The sequence below is a fragment of the Streptomyces sp. NPDC017202 genome, assembly GCF_044331705.1.
Classification (GTDB): Bacteria; Actinomycetota; Actinomycetes; order Streptomycetales; family Streptomycetaceae; genus Streptomyces.
The window spans coordinates 226,379-240,717 of the sequence record NZ_JBIRNP010000002.1 but is presented as its reverse complement, the minus strand read 5'-3'; the positions used below and the strand labels follow the sequence as shown (position 1 = coordinate 240,717).

The 14,339-nt window shown below is 69.1% G+C and carries 10 protein-coding genes; 1 reads left to right on the top strand and 9 read right to left on the bottom strand.

The genetic code is table 11. The features are described from left to right. Positions 1-7: 7 nt before the first annotated feature. The 6 genes from trxB to ACH4N1_RS05270 form a co-directional block, all read right to left on the bottom strand. On the bottom strand, positions 8-976 hold the full coding sequence (gene trxB / locus ACH4N1_RS05295) for a thioredoxin-disulfide reductase (RefSeq protein WP_363092305.1): 969 nt from the start codon (positions 974-976) through the stop codon (positions 8-10). A gap of 168 nt (positions 977-1,144) precedes the next feature. Next, on the bottom strand, positions 1,145-2,038 hold the full coding sequence (locus tag ACH4N1_RS05290; RefSeq protein WP_398094638.1) for a hypothetical protein: 894 nt from the start codon (positions 2,036-2,038) through the stop codon (positions 1,145-1,147). Further along, entirely contained in the window at positions 2,035-2,760 is a 726-nt protein-coding gene (gene sigM / locus ACH4N1_RS05285; protein ID WP_398094637.1) for an RNA polymerase sigma factor SigM, read from the bottom strand. The genes ACH4N1_RS05290 and sigM overlap by 4 nt, the downstream gene beginning before the upstream one ends. Positions 2,761-2,787: 27 nt before the next feature. Then, positions 2,788-4,503 (bottom strand): serine/threonine protein kinase, encoded by a 1,716-nt coding sequence (locus ACH4N1_RS05280; RefSeq protein WP_398094635.1) that lies wholly within the window; start codon positions 4,501-4,503, stop codon positions 2,788-2,790. A 136-nt stretch (positions 4,504-4,639) separates the two neighbouring features. Further along, entirely contained in the window at positions 4,640-6,931 is a 2,292-nt protein-coding gene (murJ, locus tag ACH4N1_RS05275) for a murein biosynthesis integral membrane protein MurJ (protein WP_398094634.1), read from the bottom strand. A gap of 44 nt (positions 6,932-6,975) precedes the next feature. Beyond that, on the bottom strand, positions 6,976-9,360 hold the full coding sequence (locus tag ACH4N1_RS05270) for a DUF6049 family protein (RefSeq protein WP_398094633.1): 2,385 nt from the start codon (positions 9,358-9,360) through the stop codon (positions 6,976-6,978). Between the two features lie 258 nt (positions 9,361-9,618). Here ACH4N1_RS05270 and ACH4N1_RS05265 point away from each other — a divergent pair, with 258 nt between their 5' ends. After that, entirely contained in the window at positions 9,619-11,085 is a 1,467-nt protein-coding gene (locus ACH4N1_RS05265) for a CCA tRNA nucleotidyltransferase (RefSeq protein ID WP_398094631.1), read from the top strand. Positions 11,086-11,184: 99 nt separating this feature from the next. Here the strand turns inward: ACH4N1_RS05265 and ACH4N1_RS05260 are convergent, their stop codons facing one another. From ACH4N1_RS05260 to ACH4N1_RS05250, 3 genes are all read right to left on the bottom strand, one after another. Further along, positions 11,185-11,682: a hypothetical protein gene (locus tag ACH4N1_RS05260; RefSeq protein WP_398094629.1), complete on the bottom strand. Its 498-nt coding sequence runs from the start codon at positions 11,680-11,682 to the stop codon at positions 11,185-11,187. 125 nt (positions 11,683-11,807) lie between these two features. After that, positions 11,808-13,070 (bottom strand): MFS transporter, encoded by a 1,263-nt coding sequence (locus tag ACH4N1_RS05255; RefSeq protein WP_398094627.1) that lies wholly within the window; start codon positions 13,068-13,070, stop codon positions 11,808-11,810. Positions 13,071-13,232: 162 nt separating this feature from the next. Next, positions 13,233-14,315, bottom strand: coding sequence for an inositol-3-phosphate synthase (locus ACH4N1_RS05250; protein WP_363092315.1), 1,083 nt, complete (start codon positions 14,313-14,315; stop codon positions 13,233-13,235). Positions 14,316-14,339 lie beyond the last annotated feature (24 nt).

Sequence of the window (14,339 nt, the reverse complement as noted above, 5' to 3'; positions counted from 1 at the left end):
CGGGAGGTCAGACGGCGGTCTTCTCGGGCTCGGCCTGCTCCTCGTCCGCGAGGGCGGCGAGGTAGCGCTCGGCGTCGAGGGCGGCGGAGCAGCCGGTGCCGGCTGCGGTGATCGCCTGACGGTAGGTGTGGTCGACGACGTCGCCCGCGCCGAAGACACCCGTCACGTTCGTCCGGGTGGACGGGGCGGCGACCTTCAGGTAGCCCTCCTCGTCCAGGTCGAGCTGGCCCTTGAAGAGTTCGGTGCGCGGGTCGTGGCCGATCGCGATGAACAGGCCCGTCACCGGCAGGTCGGAGAGTTCACCGGTCTTGAGGTTGCGCAGCTTCAGACCGGCCAGCTTCGGGTCGCCCTGGATCTCGGCGACCTCGCTGTCCCAGACGAACGTGATCTTCGGGTCGGCGAAGGCACGCTCCTGCATCGCCTTGGAGGCGCGCAGGGTGTCACGGCGGTGGACGATCGTCACGGACTTGGCGAAGCGCGAGAGGAAGGTGGCTTCCTCCATGGCGGTGTCACCGCCGCCGATCACGGCGATGTCCTGGTCCTTGAAGAAGAAGCCGTCACACGTGGCACACCACGAGACGCCGCGGCCGGAGAGGGCGTCCTCGTTGGGCAGGCCGAGCTTGCGGTGCTGGGAGCCGGTGGTGACGATGACAGCCTTGGCCCGGTGGACGGTGCCGGCCGTGTCGGTCACGGTCTTGATCTCACCGGTGAGGTCGACGGAGACGACGTCGTCGGGGATCAGTTCGGCACCGAAGCGCTCGGCCTGGGCGCGCATGTTGTCCATGAGCTCGGGGCCCATGATGCCGTCCTGGAAGCCGGGGAAGTTCTCCACCTCGGTGGTGTTCATCAGGGCGCCGCCCGCGGTGACGGCCCCCTCGAACACCAGCGGCTTCAGCGAAGCGCGGGCGGTGTAGAGCGCCGCCGTGTAGCCGGCGGGCCCGGAGCCGATGATGATCACGTTTCGGACGTCGCTCACGGCTTGATTCCTCGTCTCTGGTCTGTGTCGATCGACCGGGGGAGCTTCTGGGAACTCTCACCCCACCCAACGGATCCTAAGGGGCGCGCATTCCCGGTGTGTCCGGGCACACCAAGGGGCCGACACCGTACGGGATACCGCGCACGGCGGAGACGATGTCGGGAGGCGTCAACGGCGAGTGTAGGAGTCCTTCAGGAGGATCTTCGCCGTGTCGGACGACGGTCGGCTGACGCAGGTCGCATCCATGAGGTACGCGGTGACCCGCGTGCTGTCGGAGCTGTCGGGGAGGACGACGAGGAGAGCTTCTTTCCCCTGGAACGTGCCTTTCTCGACGACCAGGGCCGCGTCTTTTCGGTCCATGCCCTTCTGGACACAGTCGGGCACCGTGGGCTGGTGGAGGACCCGGGGACTGTTGGTCTCCGGCTCGCCCTGCATACCCAGCGTCTGTGGACTGGATGCGGGGGAGGCGGCGAGGAGATCGACGACCTGCTGCTCCAGACCGTTCTCCGAAAAGGTGTCCGCCACGGTGGCCTGCCGACCGGGTGCCGAGGTGCCCGGTCCCTCGTCGCCGGTCAGCGACGACACCAGGACCGACCCGATGCCCAGCGTGGTGACGGCGAAGACGGTCCCCAGGACGGCGATCCTGCGCCGCCCGCCCCGACGGCGACTCTTCCGACCGGGGCCGCCGGCAGGAGGACGAGCCCGCCCTGCGGGCCGCGACTGCACCGTCGATGTTTCACGTGAAACATGTGCAGCGGTGCCGCTCGACCCGGGAACGGCAGCCCTCACCGGAGGTTCCGGAGTGGTGGCGCTGACCAGTGCTTCCGCGGCGAGTGCGGTATCAATGCGCTGGGCGACATCGTCCGGCATCCGCGCCGCTCCGGGCAGCCTCCCCAAGAGGCCTCTGATCTCCTCCAGCGAGGCGTGGACGTCCGCACAGGACACGCAGGCGTCGAGATGCCGACGCACCTCCGCGCTGCGGGAGGGGGTGAGCAGCCCTTCGGTGAGCTCGGAGATCTCCGCTACGTCCGGGTGTCCGGCCGTGTCCGTCGTCGATGTCACGTTCGCCCACCTCCGCCCTTCACAGCAGCTGAATCGCCGGTTTCGGCGCCGTCCGGATCCTCGTTCCGGGGACCCGCTGCCGGTGGGACGGATGTCCCCTCCGCCCGGTTCCGTCCCCGACTGTTTTCCCTCACCTCGCCGGAACTCGCCGGTCGCAGATGGGTGAGCAGCGGCAGCAGTCTTGCCCTGCCGCGGGCGCAGCGGCTTTTCACCGTCCCCGTGGGAATGTCGAGAAGGCGGGCGGCCTCAGCGACGGGGTAGCCCTGCATGTCGACCAGGACGAGCGCCGCACGCTGGTCGGGCGGCAGGGTGCCGAGGGCGTCGAGCAGCTGACGGTGCAGGTCGTTGCGTTCGGCGGGTGCCGACGCCGACTCGTGCGGCTCCAGCAGCTGCTCCAGACGCTCGGTGTCATCGACCGGGGAGGTCTTGCGGGAGGCTGCCTTGCGGGCTCGGTCCAGACAGGCGTTCACGGTGATCCGGTGCAGCCAGGTGGTGACGGCGGACTGGCCGCGGAAGGTGTGGGCAGCCCGGTAGGCGGACACGAGGGCGTCCTGAACCGCGTCAGCAGCCTCCTCGCGGTCTCCCAGCGTTCGCAGGGCCACGGCCCACAGTCGGTCGCGGTGACGCAGCACAAGCTCACCGAAGGCCTCGGAATCACCTTCCACGTGACGGGCGAGGAGATCCTGATCGCTGATTCCATCGTAGTCGGCGCCTGCTGTCATCGGACCCCCTCCCCTTCGGACGAGATCTCAGCCCGTGAACTTCACGTCCGTGACGGCCTGTTTGTAGCCGGAACCACTGAAGCCGTCGGTGGGGGCATACGGTACGGCGGTGATCCAGAGCAGCACGTACTGGGTCTTCACCGCCTTCGACGCCTTCACCGTCAGCGAGGTACCGCTGGCGTCGGCGGTGCCGATCTCCTTCATGCCGCTGATGCCCGTGGACGGGGTGAGCGAGTCCGCTGCGTAGAGCTTCACGGTCGTGTGGTCGCCGGCGTACCGGAGTCCTATCGACGCCGCGGAGACCTCCTGGGCCGATCCGAGGTCGTAGACGATGCCCACGCCGGGCTTGTACGGAGCGAGGTTCGGGCCCTCCGTGTAGCGCTTGGTCCGCCAGTAGGTGGAGCTGTCGCCGTCATAGGTGTTGGCGACGTCTTCCGGTGCCTGGGCGGAGCCGCTGGCGACGTACTCCTGCGAGCCCTGGATCTTGAGCTGCTGGACCGGCTTGGGCGCGGCACTGTTGTTGTCGTCGGCGTCCGTGGTCTGCGTCTGGTTCGTGTCGTCGGTGTCGACCCGGTCCATCAGGGCGTCCGCGAGCTGCCAGCTGCCGAGGCCGAGGGCCGCGATGAGCAGTGCGGAGACCGCCCACTTGAGCGCCTTGCCGGTGCGGCTCTGCAATGGGGGAGGCGGGGCCTGTACCGGCTGGGTGGCGCCCGGATGCGTCGAGGGGCGTCCGTAGCTGCCCTGCTGGTACGTCGTGTGCTGGTACTCGGGAGGTGTGGTGAAGGCGGGCTCCGGCGGGCGGATGCGGGGCATCTCGCCGATGGCCTTGACCAGCTCCTCAGGGGTGGTGCAGGCGGACTCGTGCCGGGAGGCGGTCGCCCCGTCGTTGACGAGGGCACGCATGGTCAGCTCCGACAGGCCGCGGTGGACGCCGGCACGCACCTGGTCGGGAGGGATCAGTCCGATGTCCTTGGGCAGCCCGGACAGTCCATAGGCGTCGTTCTCGTACGGCCAGCGCTGGGTGAGCGCCGCGTACAGCAGGGCGCCGATCGCCTCGGTGTCGGTGCGCTGGGGGGTGTCGGAGCTGATGCCGCGCAGCGCCGCGTTCACGGCGAGTCCGCGGATGCGCCACTGGCCCGTGGAGGTGCGCAACACGGCGTTGGGGTTCAACCGCAGGTGCGCGAGTCCTTCGCGGTGGGCGGCCGCCATGGCAGAGGCGATCTGACTCACCATCTGGTAGGCGTCGTGTGGCTCCAGGGGTCCGGAGGCGAGAAGGGTGGTCAGTTCGGTGGCATCGGGCAGCCACTCATGGACCACGTAGACGAGGTCGTTCTCCTCGACGGCGTCCAGGACCTGGACGAAGCGAGGATCGCCGAGCAGGGCGGAGGACCGGGCCGCCGCCAGGACGGAACGGGCCCGCGGATGATCGGAGGGCAGTACATGGACGCCGACGGCACGACGGAGTTTCTCGTCGACCGCACGCCAACTGCTGAAGCCGTCCAGACGGGTGACACAGTCCTCGAGCCGATAGCGTCTGGCGAGCTTGTGGCCGCTGTGCAGCTCCGGCGCCGAGGCCTTTCCGGGACCCCCGGTCCCACCACTCCCCTGTGCCTCGTCGCTGTCCGTGTCCCGCTCCCGGTTCTTGGCCACACCGTCGGCCGTGGACTGGTCCGCCTGTGCGGTCAGCGGCTCGTCACCGCTGTTGTCTGCCACGTCGACGGCAGCCGTACTCGGTTCCGCCACCGTCGTCCCTGCCTCCCCATCCATGCGCGCCGTCCGACTCCGTGCGCGCCGTCCGACGCCGAAACCAATTGTGCCCACAGTCCGGCGCTATGCACGACACACGGCGGCGGACGATGGTTGTGCGCCTACCCCTGCCTCAACGCCCCAGGCGTCCGCGCACCATGCCGACGAGCGAGTTGAGCTCCTCGATCCGCATGCGGCGGGCGGCCACGAAGAAGACACCGAGCAGGACGGCCCCACCCGCCAGCAGCGCGGCGAAGGAGCCCGGGACACCCTGTCCGAGAGTCTGGGCGATGCCGTAGCAGGCGGCGCCGCTGAGCAGGGCGGCCGGTACGGCGGCGATGCACAGCCGCGCGTACGTCCGCAGCACGCGGGCACCGTCCAGGTCCCCGCCGAGCCGCTTGCGCAGACGGTTCCAGGCGACGCCGACACCGATGGCGTAAGCCAGGCCGTAGGAGGCGGCCATGCCGACCACGGCCCAGCGGGCGGGCAGCAGGAAGTAGCAGGCGGCGGAGGCGGCTGCGTTGACTGCGGCCACGATCACCGTGTTGTAGAAGGGGGTCCGGGTGTCCTCGTACGCGTAGAAGGCGCGCAGGACGACGTACTGCACGGAGTAGGGGATCAGGCCGAGGCCGAAGGCCATCAGCATGAAGCCCATGTTCGTGGCCTCGGCGACACCCGAGGAGCCGAAGATCAGCGTGCACATCGGGACACCGAGTGCGATGAACCCGAAGGCGATGGGCACGATCGCGACGGCTGTGGTGCGCAGGCCCTGGGAGATGTCGTCGCGGACGGCACCCGCGTCCTGCTCGGCCGCGGAGCGCGAGATACGGGGCAGCAGGGCGGCCATCAGTGACACGGTGATGATGGCCTGCGGCAGGCCCCAGATCAGCTGCGCGTTGGCGTAGGCGGCGAAACCGGTGCCCTTGACGCCCGAGTCGATGCCGGCCGCGGTGGACAGCTGGGTGACCACCAGCGCGCCCGCCTGGTTGGCCAGGACGAACAGGATCGTCCACTTGGCGAGCATGGCGGCCTTGCCGAGGCCGTGGCCCTTCCAGTCGAAGCGCAGCCGCATCCGGAAGCCGGTCTCGCGCAGATACGGGATCATCGCGAGGGCCTGGACGACCAGGCCGAGCAGGATGCCGATGCCGAGGAGACGCTGGCCCTCCGGCGGGATGTTCGTGACGCTCATCTCGGAGTCCGCCGAGGTGCCGTACACCCACAGGAACGCGCCGAGCGTCACGATGATGACGACGTTGTTCAGGACCGGGGTCCACATCATCGCGCCGAACTTCCCCCGGGCGTTGAGGATCTGCCCCATCACCACGTGGACGCCCATGAAGAAGATCGAGGGCAGGAAGTAGCGCGTGAAGGTGACGGCGACCTCGTTGGCCGCGGGGTTGTTCGCGACGGGGTTCGCCAGCATGCGGACCAGGAGCGGCGCGGCGAACATCGCGAGGCCGGTGAGCGCCGCCAGGGCCACCATCACGAGGGTCAGGAGACGGTTGGCGTACGCCTCGCCGCCGTCGTCGTCCTCCTTCATGGCACGGACGAGCTGCGGCACGAAGACGGAGTTGAGGCCACCGCCGACGGTCAGGATGTAGATCATCGTCGGCAGCTGGTAGGCGACCTGGAACGAGTCACCGAGGAAGCCGAGACCCAGGGCGGAGACGATCATCGCCGACCGGATGAACCCGGTCAGGCGCGAGACCATCGTGCCCGCCGCCATCACGGCGCTCGACTTCAGCAGCCCCGTGGCCCGCCCGCCCTTCTTCGCGGACGGTGCGGGGGCCGCCGCCGGGGTGGCGGTGAGGTTCATGGTCTGCTCGACGCCGGACGCCGGCCCCTCAGGTCCTGGAACACGGACGGCCGCGGGCGCCCGGTACTGCGCGGCGGGACCCGGGCCGCCCGGAGCGTGCGCCGGCCCCGGTACCGCGGGCGAGTCCGTCTGGGAGCGGGTGCCGCCCTGCTGCTGGTCGCGGAAGAGGTGGGCGAAGGCGTCGGGTTCGTGACGCTCCTCACCGGAGTGCGTGACGAGATCGTCCACACCCACGAACTGGGTCGTGCGCGGGTCGTCGCCGTACGGCAGGTACTGCGTCGGGCCCTCCGGCTCGGGCGCCGGGGTCTGGGCCCAGACCCGGGGGTCGGGCGCGTACGGCGACTGCTGCGGCTGCCCGTAGAGCGGCTGCTGGGGGGAGTGGGCGCCGGGCGGTGGCGGGGGGTGCGCGGCACGGTCGTAGAGCGCCTCGGCGACCGGATCCTGCGCGGTGAGGTCCTGGGACCGGTAGGGGTCCTGGTCGTAGGCGTCCTGGAGGTACATGTCCGCGGGGTGCTGCGGCGGCACCTGGCCCTGCTCGGGCGGCGGGCCCTCGGGGTGGCCCGAGCTGCCCGCGGCCCGGCCGCGGTCACCGTCGTACGGCGCGTTCATGGTTACCCCACCTCATCGTTCCGGGCCGTCCGGCCACGACATCCTCAACGGTCCACTCTCTCACCCGTCCCGGAAGGGCCGGTGTTTTCCGCTGCGGTGTCCGGTGTCCCGTCACTCGGCTGCACCGGGCCGCCCGTCCCGGACCGGGCACCCGACTCGTCGTCGGGACGGCTCTCTGAGTCCTGCGCGGTCTCGGCGGCGTCGGCCGCCGGGTCCGTTCCGTCGGCGGCGTGGTCCTCGGCCCCCCGGGCCGCGGCGCGCTTGCGCTGGGTGTACATGCGGAAGCCGGCCAGCACCAGCAGCAGGACACCGCCGCCGATGACGAGCATCACGGTGGCCGTGATCTCGGTGACCTTCACGTCGAAGGTGACCGGTGCGCCGTACGCCCTGCCGTCCTCGGTGTACAGCTGGGCGACGACCGCCGCCTGGCCGTTGGCGTTCGCGGAGGTGGTGAACTTCACCGTCGTGCTGTGCCCGCCGGAGACCGCGATGGGCCGCTCGTCGTAGGCCTTGCCGTCGATCTCGAGACGGGTCGGATTGGTCGAGGTGAGCCGCAGCACCAGGTGGTCGACACCCTGGACGAGGTTGTTCTGCACGGTCACCGGGATGGTGGCGCTGCGCCCGGAGAGCTTCAGCTCCGACTTCTCGATCAGCTTGACCTGGCCTGCGAGCGTGGCGAGGTAGGCCTGGACGCCCTGGCGGAAGCTGCTCGCCGCGGCGGTCCGGCCCCGCCAGGACATGGACATCTCACGGTTGACGGCCCGCCCGAAGGGGGTCACCACCCGGGACTCGTCGGTCAGGATCACCTTGAAGTTGTCGAGCCGGTCCTGCGTGGTCGCGATGTCCACGAAGGCCGACCGCGGCAGCTCACGCTTGGCGAGCGAGGCGGGGTACGCCGACCGGGACGGCACCTTCGTCGTGGCGCCCGGGTCGGGCTTGGCGGTGGCGGCCGCCGTGAGCTGCTGCGCCTGCGACCAGGTCCCGCCCTGCAGGGCGGTGACCGCTTCCGCCATCGCCTGGGCCTGGGCCGCGGTCGGCATGCGCTGAGGGGCCACGACGATGCTGCGCTGTTTGTCCGACTGGAGGTTCAGCGCCAGGCTCTGCGCCAGGAACTCCTGCACGGCGAGCGTGGACGCGGAGGCCGTCGACAGGTCGCTCTGGAACGCCTGCGACAGCCTGGTGTCCGCCACCACCGCGGTGGTGCCACCGCCGATGGGGCGGGCCGCGGAAGGCGTGTACGACAGGCCGCCGTTCTCCGTCAGGCTGTCGCTGCGCGCGATCACCTTGTCGGCGCCCGCGGAGGTGGCGACCTTGACGATCGACGGGTCCACGGCACCTTCGACCGGCCAGGCGAAGTCGGTGCTGGGGGTCACGTGGAGGATGGTCTCCACCGTGCCGGCGGCGACGTCCGTGGCTGCCTTGAGCTGGCTCAGCGAGCCGGTGACGCTGGTGCCGCTGTGCGCGAGCGAGGCCAGGTCGGGGTCGGCGTAGGGCAGGGCGACGACTTGCTTGCCCCGCACGGCCTCCTGCAGCGCGGCGAGCCACTTACTGGCGACGGCCTGGTGCTTGCCGGCGGTGGTGGTGTCGCCGGCGAGGATGTCGTACCGCTCGGTCATGGCGTCGACGGAGGCCAGCAGGTCCGGGTCGATCACCCAGGTGACATCGAGGGTCCTGCCCAGGCTCAGGAGCTGGTCGAGGCGGCCGCCGGGCGAGATCTCCGCGGCGAGGTCGTCGTTGAGGAAGACCGGCGTCTGCTGTTCGTCGGACCCGGTCTCGGCCGTCATGTGGACGCTGGAGACCAGCGGCCACAGCACCGTCGTACGGGTCCTGGTGTCGGCCTGGTCGGGCTGCCACGGCAGAAACGTCCGCTGGATGCCGAGTACCTGCTCCCACGGCTTCGCGGACGTCTCACCCGAGAGGGAGACGCCCAGGGGATACACACCGTCCGCCCCGAGATCGAGCTCGTCCACCGGTACGGAGATGCTGAACTGCTGGGCGACCCCAGGAGCGAGCTTGGCGAACTTGGCGATGTACTTGTCGCCGACCTCGGATCCGGTAGCGCTCGACAGGTCGTCGGGCCGCTTGGCGGTGCTGTCGATCGCCGAGCGGGTCGTCAGAGCGGACCCCAGGCGCAGGTCGACGTGCGCGTCCGTGACGGTCTGCTTGCCCTTGTTGGTCACCGTGCCGGACACGGTCAGCGTGTCGCCCTCGGTGGGGGCACTGGGGGTGAGCGAGTCGACGGCGACGGCGACCGTGCCGGTGTCCGAGGCCGCCTTGGCGGAGGTCTGTTCGGCGGCCGACGCCGAGGACGCGGGCAGCTGGAGCAGACCGGCCAGCAGAGGCGCCCCCGCGAGCAGTGCTCCGGTGCGCCGCAGCCACCGGCGGGCAGGTGAGGGAGCCATCCCCGGGAAGTCTGCCGCCTCGGCCACGCGCTCGTCCGTCCCTCGTCGTCGTCAGTGGTCGTCGGTATGTGCGTCCACGCATGGTAACGATGCCTGCCGAGGGTAAGTGCCACGGTCTGCTGTGCAAGATCAGGTGCGACCCACAGTGAATCCTCTATGTACAGGCACAGGAGGGAGTGGTCGTGTATGTCACGAAAGCTGGTGATTGTGCGACTGTTGAGGGAGGTGGCTGTCCCCTTTTATAGGGGCGCCCGTGCTGTGCCGGGCCACGTACCCTCTTCTGTTGTGCCGAACGCCAACGAAGACAACCTCAGTGTCCTGAGCCAGGTGCAACATCGCGCGGTGAGTGAATTGCTGCGGGTGGCTCCTGTCGCCGACGACCTCGCCCGCCGTTTCCAGGAGGCCGGGTTCTCACTCGCCCTGGTCGGCGGTTCGGTCCGGGACGCGTTGCTCGGCCGACTCGGCAACGATCTCGACTTCACGACGGACGCTCGTCCCGAGGACGTGCTGAAGATCGTCCGACCCTGGGCGGACGCCGTATGGGAGGTCGGGATCGCGTTCGGCACGGTGGGAGCGCAGAAGGAAGCCCGCGTCGGAGGTGTTGATCGGAGCTTCCAGATCGAGGTGACCACCTACCGTTCGGAAGCCTACGACCGGACGTCCCGCAAGCCCGAGGTGTCGTACGGCGACTCCATCGAACAGGACCTGGTACGGCGCGACTTCACGGTGAACGCGATGGCCGTGGCACTCCCGGAGAAGGAGTTCATCGACCCGCACGGCGGCCTCCATGATCTCGCCGCGCGAGTGCTGCGCACCCCGGGGACGCCGGAGGAGTCCTTCTCGGACGACCCGCTGCGGATGATGCGTGCCGCCCGCTTCGCCGCCCAGCTCGACTTCGAGGTGGCCCCGGAGGTCATCACGGCGATGACCGAGATGGCCGGCCGGCTCGAGATCGTCTCGGCCGAGCGTGTGCGGGACGAGCTGAACAAGCTCATCCTTTCCTCGTGTCCCCGTAAGGGCCTGACGTTGCTGGTCGACACCGGGCTCGCCGAGTACGTGCTGCCGGAGTTGCCCGCCCTGCGGCTGGAGAGTGACGAGCACCACCGGCACAAGGACGTCTATGAGCACACACTGATCGTCCTGGAGCAGGCGATCGCGCTGGAGGACGACGGCCCCGACCTCACCCTCCGTCTGGCCGCACTGTTGCACGACATCGGCAAGCCGCGAACCCGTCGGTTCGAGAAGGACGGCAGGGTCTCCTTCCACCACCACGAGGTGGTCGGCGCGAAGATGACCAAGAAGCGCATGACCGCGCTGAAGTACTCCAATGAACTGGTGAAGGACGTCTCACGCCTGGTCGAACTCCATCTTCGCTTCCATGGCTACGGCACCGGTGAATGGACGGACTCCGCTGTCCGCCGGTACGTACGGGACGCCGGGCCGCTGCTCGAGCGCCTTCACAAGCTGACCCGCTCCGACTGCACGACGCGCAACAAGCGCAGGGCGACCGCGCTCTCCCGTGCGTACGACGGGTTGGAGGAGCGCATCGACGAGTTGAAGGAACAGGAGGAGTTGGACGCGATCCGTCCGGACCTCGACGGCAACCAGATCATGAAGATCCTGGGTGTCGGTCCCGGCCCTGCCGTGGGCAAGGCCTACAAGCATCTGCTCGAACTCCGGCTGGAGAACGGCCCGATGGAGTACGACGCGGCGGTGGCGGCTCTTCAGGAGTGGTGGGCCAAGGAAGCCTGAGGCGTGCGCAGCAGGGGCATGTTTCACGTGAAACATGCCCCGTCCGGATATGCCGAGGGGCGGTGTTTCACGTGAAACACCGCCCCTTCCGTGTCTGCCTTACTTCGTGTAGTCCTTCAGGCAGAGCAGGAAGTTGCTGCCGTCGCCGGTCTCGGTGTACGAGTACTGGAAGTCCTTGGCCTTTTCCGAGCACTTGGTCTCCGCGCTGATCGCGGAGAAGTCGCCCTCGATCTTCGCCAGCACCACATACTGGGCCTTCGAGGAATTGCACTCGACGACCTCGAGGTCGGGGTCGTTGTTGTCGGTGCTGCCGCGGTGCATGCAGTCGCCGACCGCCGCGGTGTTGGCGTCGTCCTGGCTCGATATGAAGGCAGCGATGCCCGCGCCGATGACGGCCAGGACGATCACGACGTTCTTGATCAGCTTGAAGCTGACCTTGCGGCTGGGCGGCGCCGGGGGGACCGCGCCGTAGGGGGCGGTGGGCTGCTGCGGGAAGCCCGGCTGCGGCGGGTACGGCGCCTGGCCCTGCGGCTGGCCGTAGGGCTGCTGGCCCTGCTGCGCGAACGGATTCTGGCCCTGGGGCGGCGGAGTCGTCACTGGGGGTCCCCCTAGAGAACATAGGTGTGCGACGCGCGTAAGGCGCGAGATAAGACGCACGTAAATTACCGGCCACCACTGACAACGCTGTAGCCCAGGAGGGGTCTGTGGCATTGATGTGACACTTACTGGCGTTCAAATCGAGCCATAGCAGCAGAAACAGCCCCGTAGATAACGGCGACCGTGACCACCAGGGCCGTGGAGCGCCCGTCCGGCGGCAGCATCACGGCGGCCACTCCGGCGGCGCCGACGAAGGCGACGTTGAACAGCACGTCGTAGAGGGAGAAGACGCGGCCGCGGAAGCCGTCCTCCACGGAGAACTGGACGATGGTGTCGGTGGCGATCTTCGCGCCCTGGGTGACGAGTCCCAGGACGAAGGCCGCGACGAACGCGGTGGCTTCGGCGAACGGAAGCATCAGCGCGGGTTCCAGCACGGCGGCCACGGCCGAGCAGACGACGATCCAGCGGCCCGGGCCCAGACGCCTGGTGGCGGACGGGGTGACCACGGCCGCCATGAAGAAGCCCACGCCCGCGATGCCCACCGCCAGCCCGAGCAGGGCCAACCCCTCCTCCGGGTCGGAGGACCAGGCGTACCGGCAGAGCATCAGCGTCATGACGGTCAGGGCGCCGTAGCAGAACCGCATCAGCGTGATCGCGCCGAGTGCCCAGGAGGCCTGCCGTCGACCCGGCTCGGCGAGGTGACGCAGGCCGGCCGCCAGACCGCGGGCCGTTCCACGGAGGGTGGTCGTGAGACGGGGCGGGATCCCGTTCCGCTCGGGGCCCAGCAGATCCACCGCCAGGCGCAGGGACACCAGGGCGGCGCACAGGTACAGCGCCGATCCCAGCAGGACGACGGCGGCGTCGGAGTCGGCGGCCAGCAACCGGACCATGAAGGCGAGCCCTCCCCCGGCGGTTGCGGCGAGCGTGCCCGCCGTCGGTGAGAGGGAGTTGGCGATGACCAGGCGCTCGGCGTCGACCACGCGCGGCAGCGCCGCCGACAGACCGGCGAGGACGAAGCGGTTGACCGCGGTGACGCAGAGAGCGGAGGCGTAGAAGAGCCAGTCGGGAGCACCGCTGACGATCAGGGCGGCCGTGACCGAGGCCAGCAGGGCCCGCAGGAGGTTGCCGTAGAGGAACACCTGGCGGCGACGCCAGCGGTCCAGCAGGACGCCGGCGAAGGGGCCGACCAGGGAGTACGGGAGGAGCAGCACCGCCATCGCGGAGGCGATCGCGGTGGCCGAGGTCTGTTTCTCCGGGGAGAAGACGACGTAGGCCGCGAGCGCGACCTGGTAGACGCCGTCGGCGCACTGGGAGAGGAGCCGTACGGCGAGCAGGCGCCGGAAGTCGCCGAAGCGCAGCAGGACGCGTAGATCGCGGACGACGGCCATGGGGGACAGCCTCACATACGGCGAAGCCCCCGGATCACACGACCCGGGGGCCCTCGTCAGCCCTGGCAGGAGCGAATTTCAGCGCTGCCGGACGCAGCGCGGTGTGCCGTACCGAGCCGGCGCGCGACCCTAGGTCGCGTCTGCGCGCCGTGCTCGGTCGAATCAGCGCTCGACTTCGCCGCGGATGAACTTCTCGACGTTCTCGTAGGCCTCGTCGTCGAAGTACTGGACCGGCGGGGACTTCATGAAGTAGCTGGACGCCGACAGGATCGGGCCGCCGATGCCGCGGTCCTTGGCGATCTTCGCGGCACGCAGGGCGTCGATGATGACACCCGCGGAGTTCGGGGAGTCCCAGACCTCGAGCTTGTACTCCAGGTTCAGCGGGACGTCACCGAAGGCGCGGCCCTCGAGACGGACGTACGCCCACTTGCGGTCGTCGAGCCAGGCCACGTAGTCCGAGGGACCGATGTGGACGTTCTTCTCGCCCATGTCGCGGTCGGGGATCTGCGAGGTGACGGCCTGCGTCTTCGAGATCTTCTTGGACTCGAGGCGGTCGCGCTCCAGCATGTTCTTGAAGTCCATGTTGCCGCCGACGTTGAGCTGCATGGTGCGCTCGAGCCGGACACCGCGGTCCTCGAACAGCTTCGCCATCACACGGTGCGTGATGGTGGCGCCGACCTGGGACTTGATGTCGTCACCGACGATCGGCACGCCGGCCTCGGTGAACTTGTCCGCCCACTCCTTGGTGCCGGCGATGAAGACCGGGAGGGCGTTGACGAAGGCGACCTTGGCGTCGATGGCGCACTGGGCGTAGAACTTCGCCGCGTCCTCGGAACCGACGGGCAGGTAGCAGACGAGGACATCGACCTGCTTGTCCTTCAGGACCTGGACGACGTCCACCGGCTCCTCGGCGGACTCCTCGATGGTCTGGCGGTAGTACTTGCCGAGACCGTCGAGGGTGTGGCCGCGCTGGACCGTGATGCCCTTGTTCGGCACGTCGCAGATCTTGATGGTGTTGTTCTCGCTGGCACCGATGGCGTCCGAGAGGTCGAGGCCGACCTTCTTCGCGTCGACGTCGAAGGCGGCGACGAACTCGACGTCACCGACGTGGTAGTCCCCGAACTGCACGTGCATCAGGCCCGGGACCTTGGACGCCGGGTCGGCGTCCTTGTAGTACTCGACGCCCTGCACCAGCGACGCCGCGCAGTTGCCCACGCCGACGATGGCTACGCGAACCGAACCCATTCCGGTTGCTCCCTGTGTGTACGA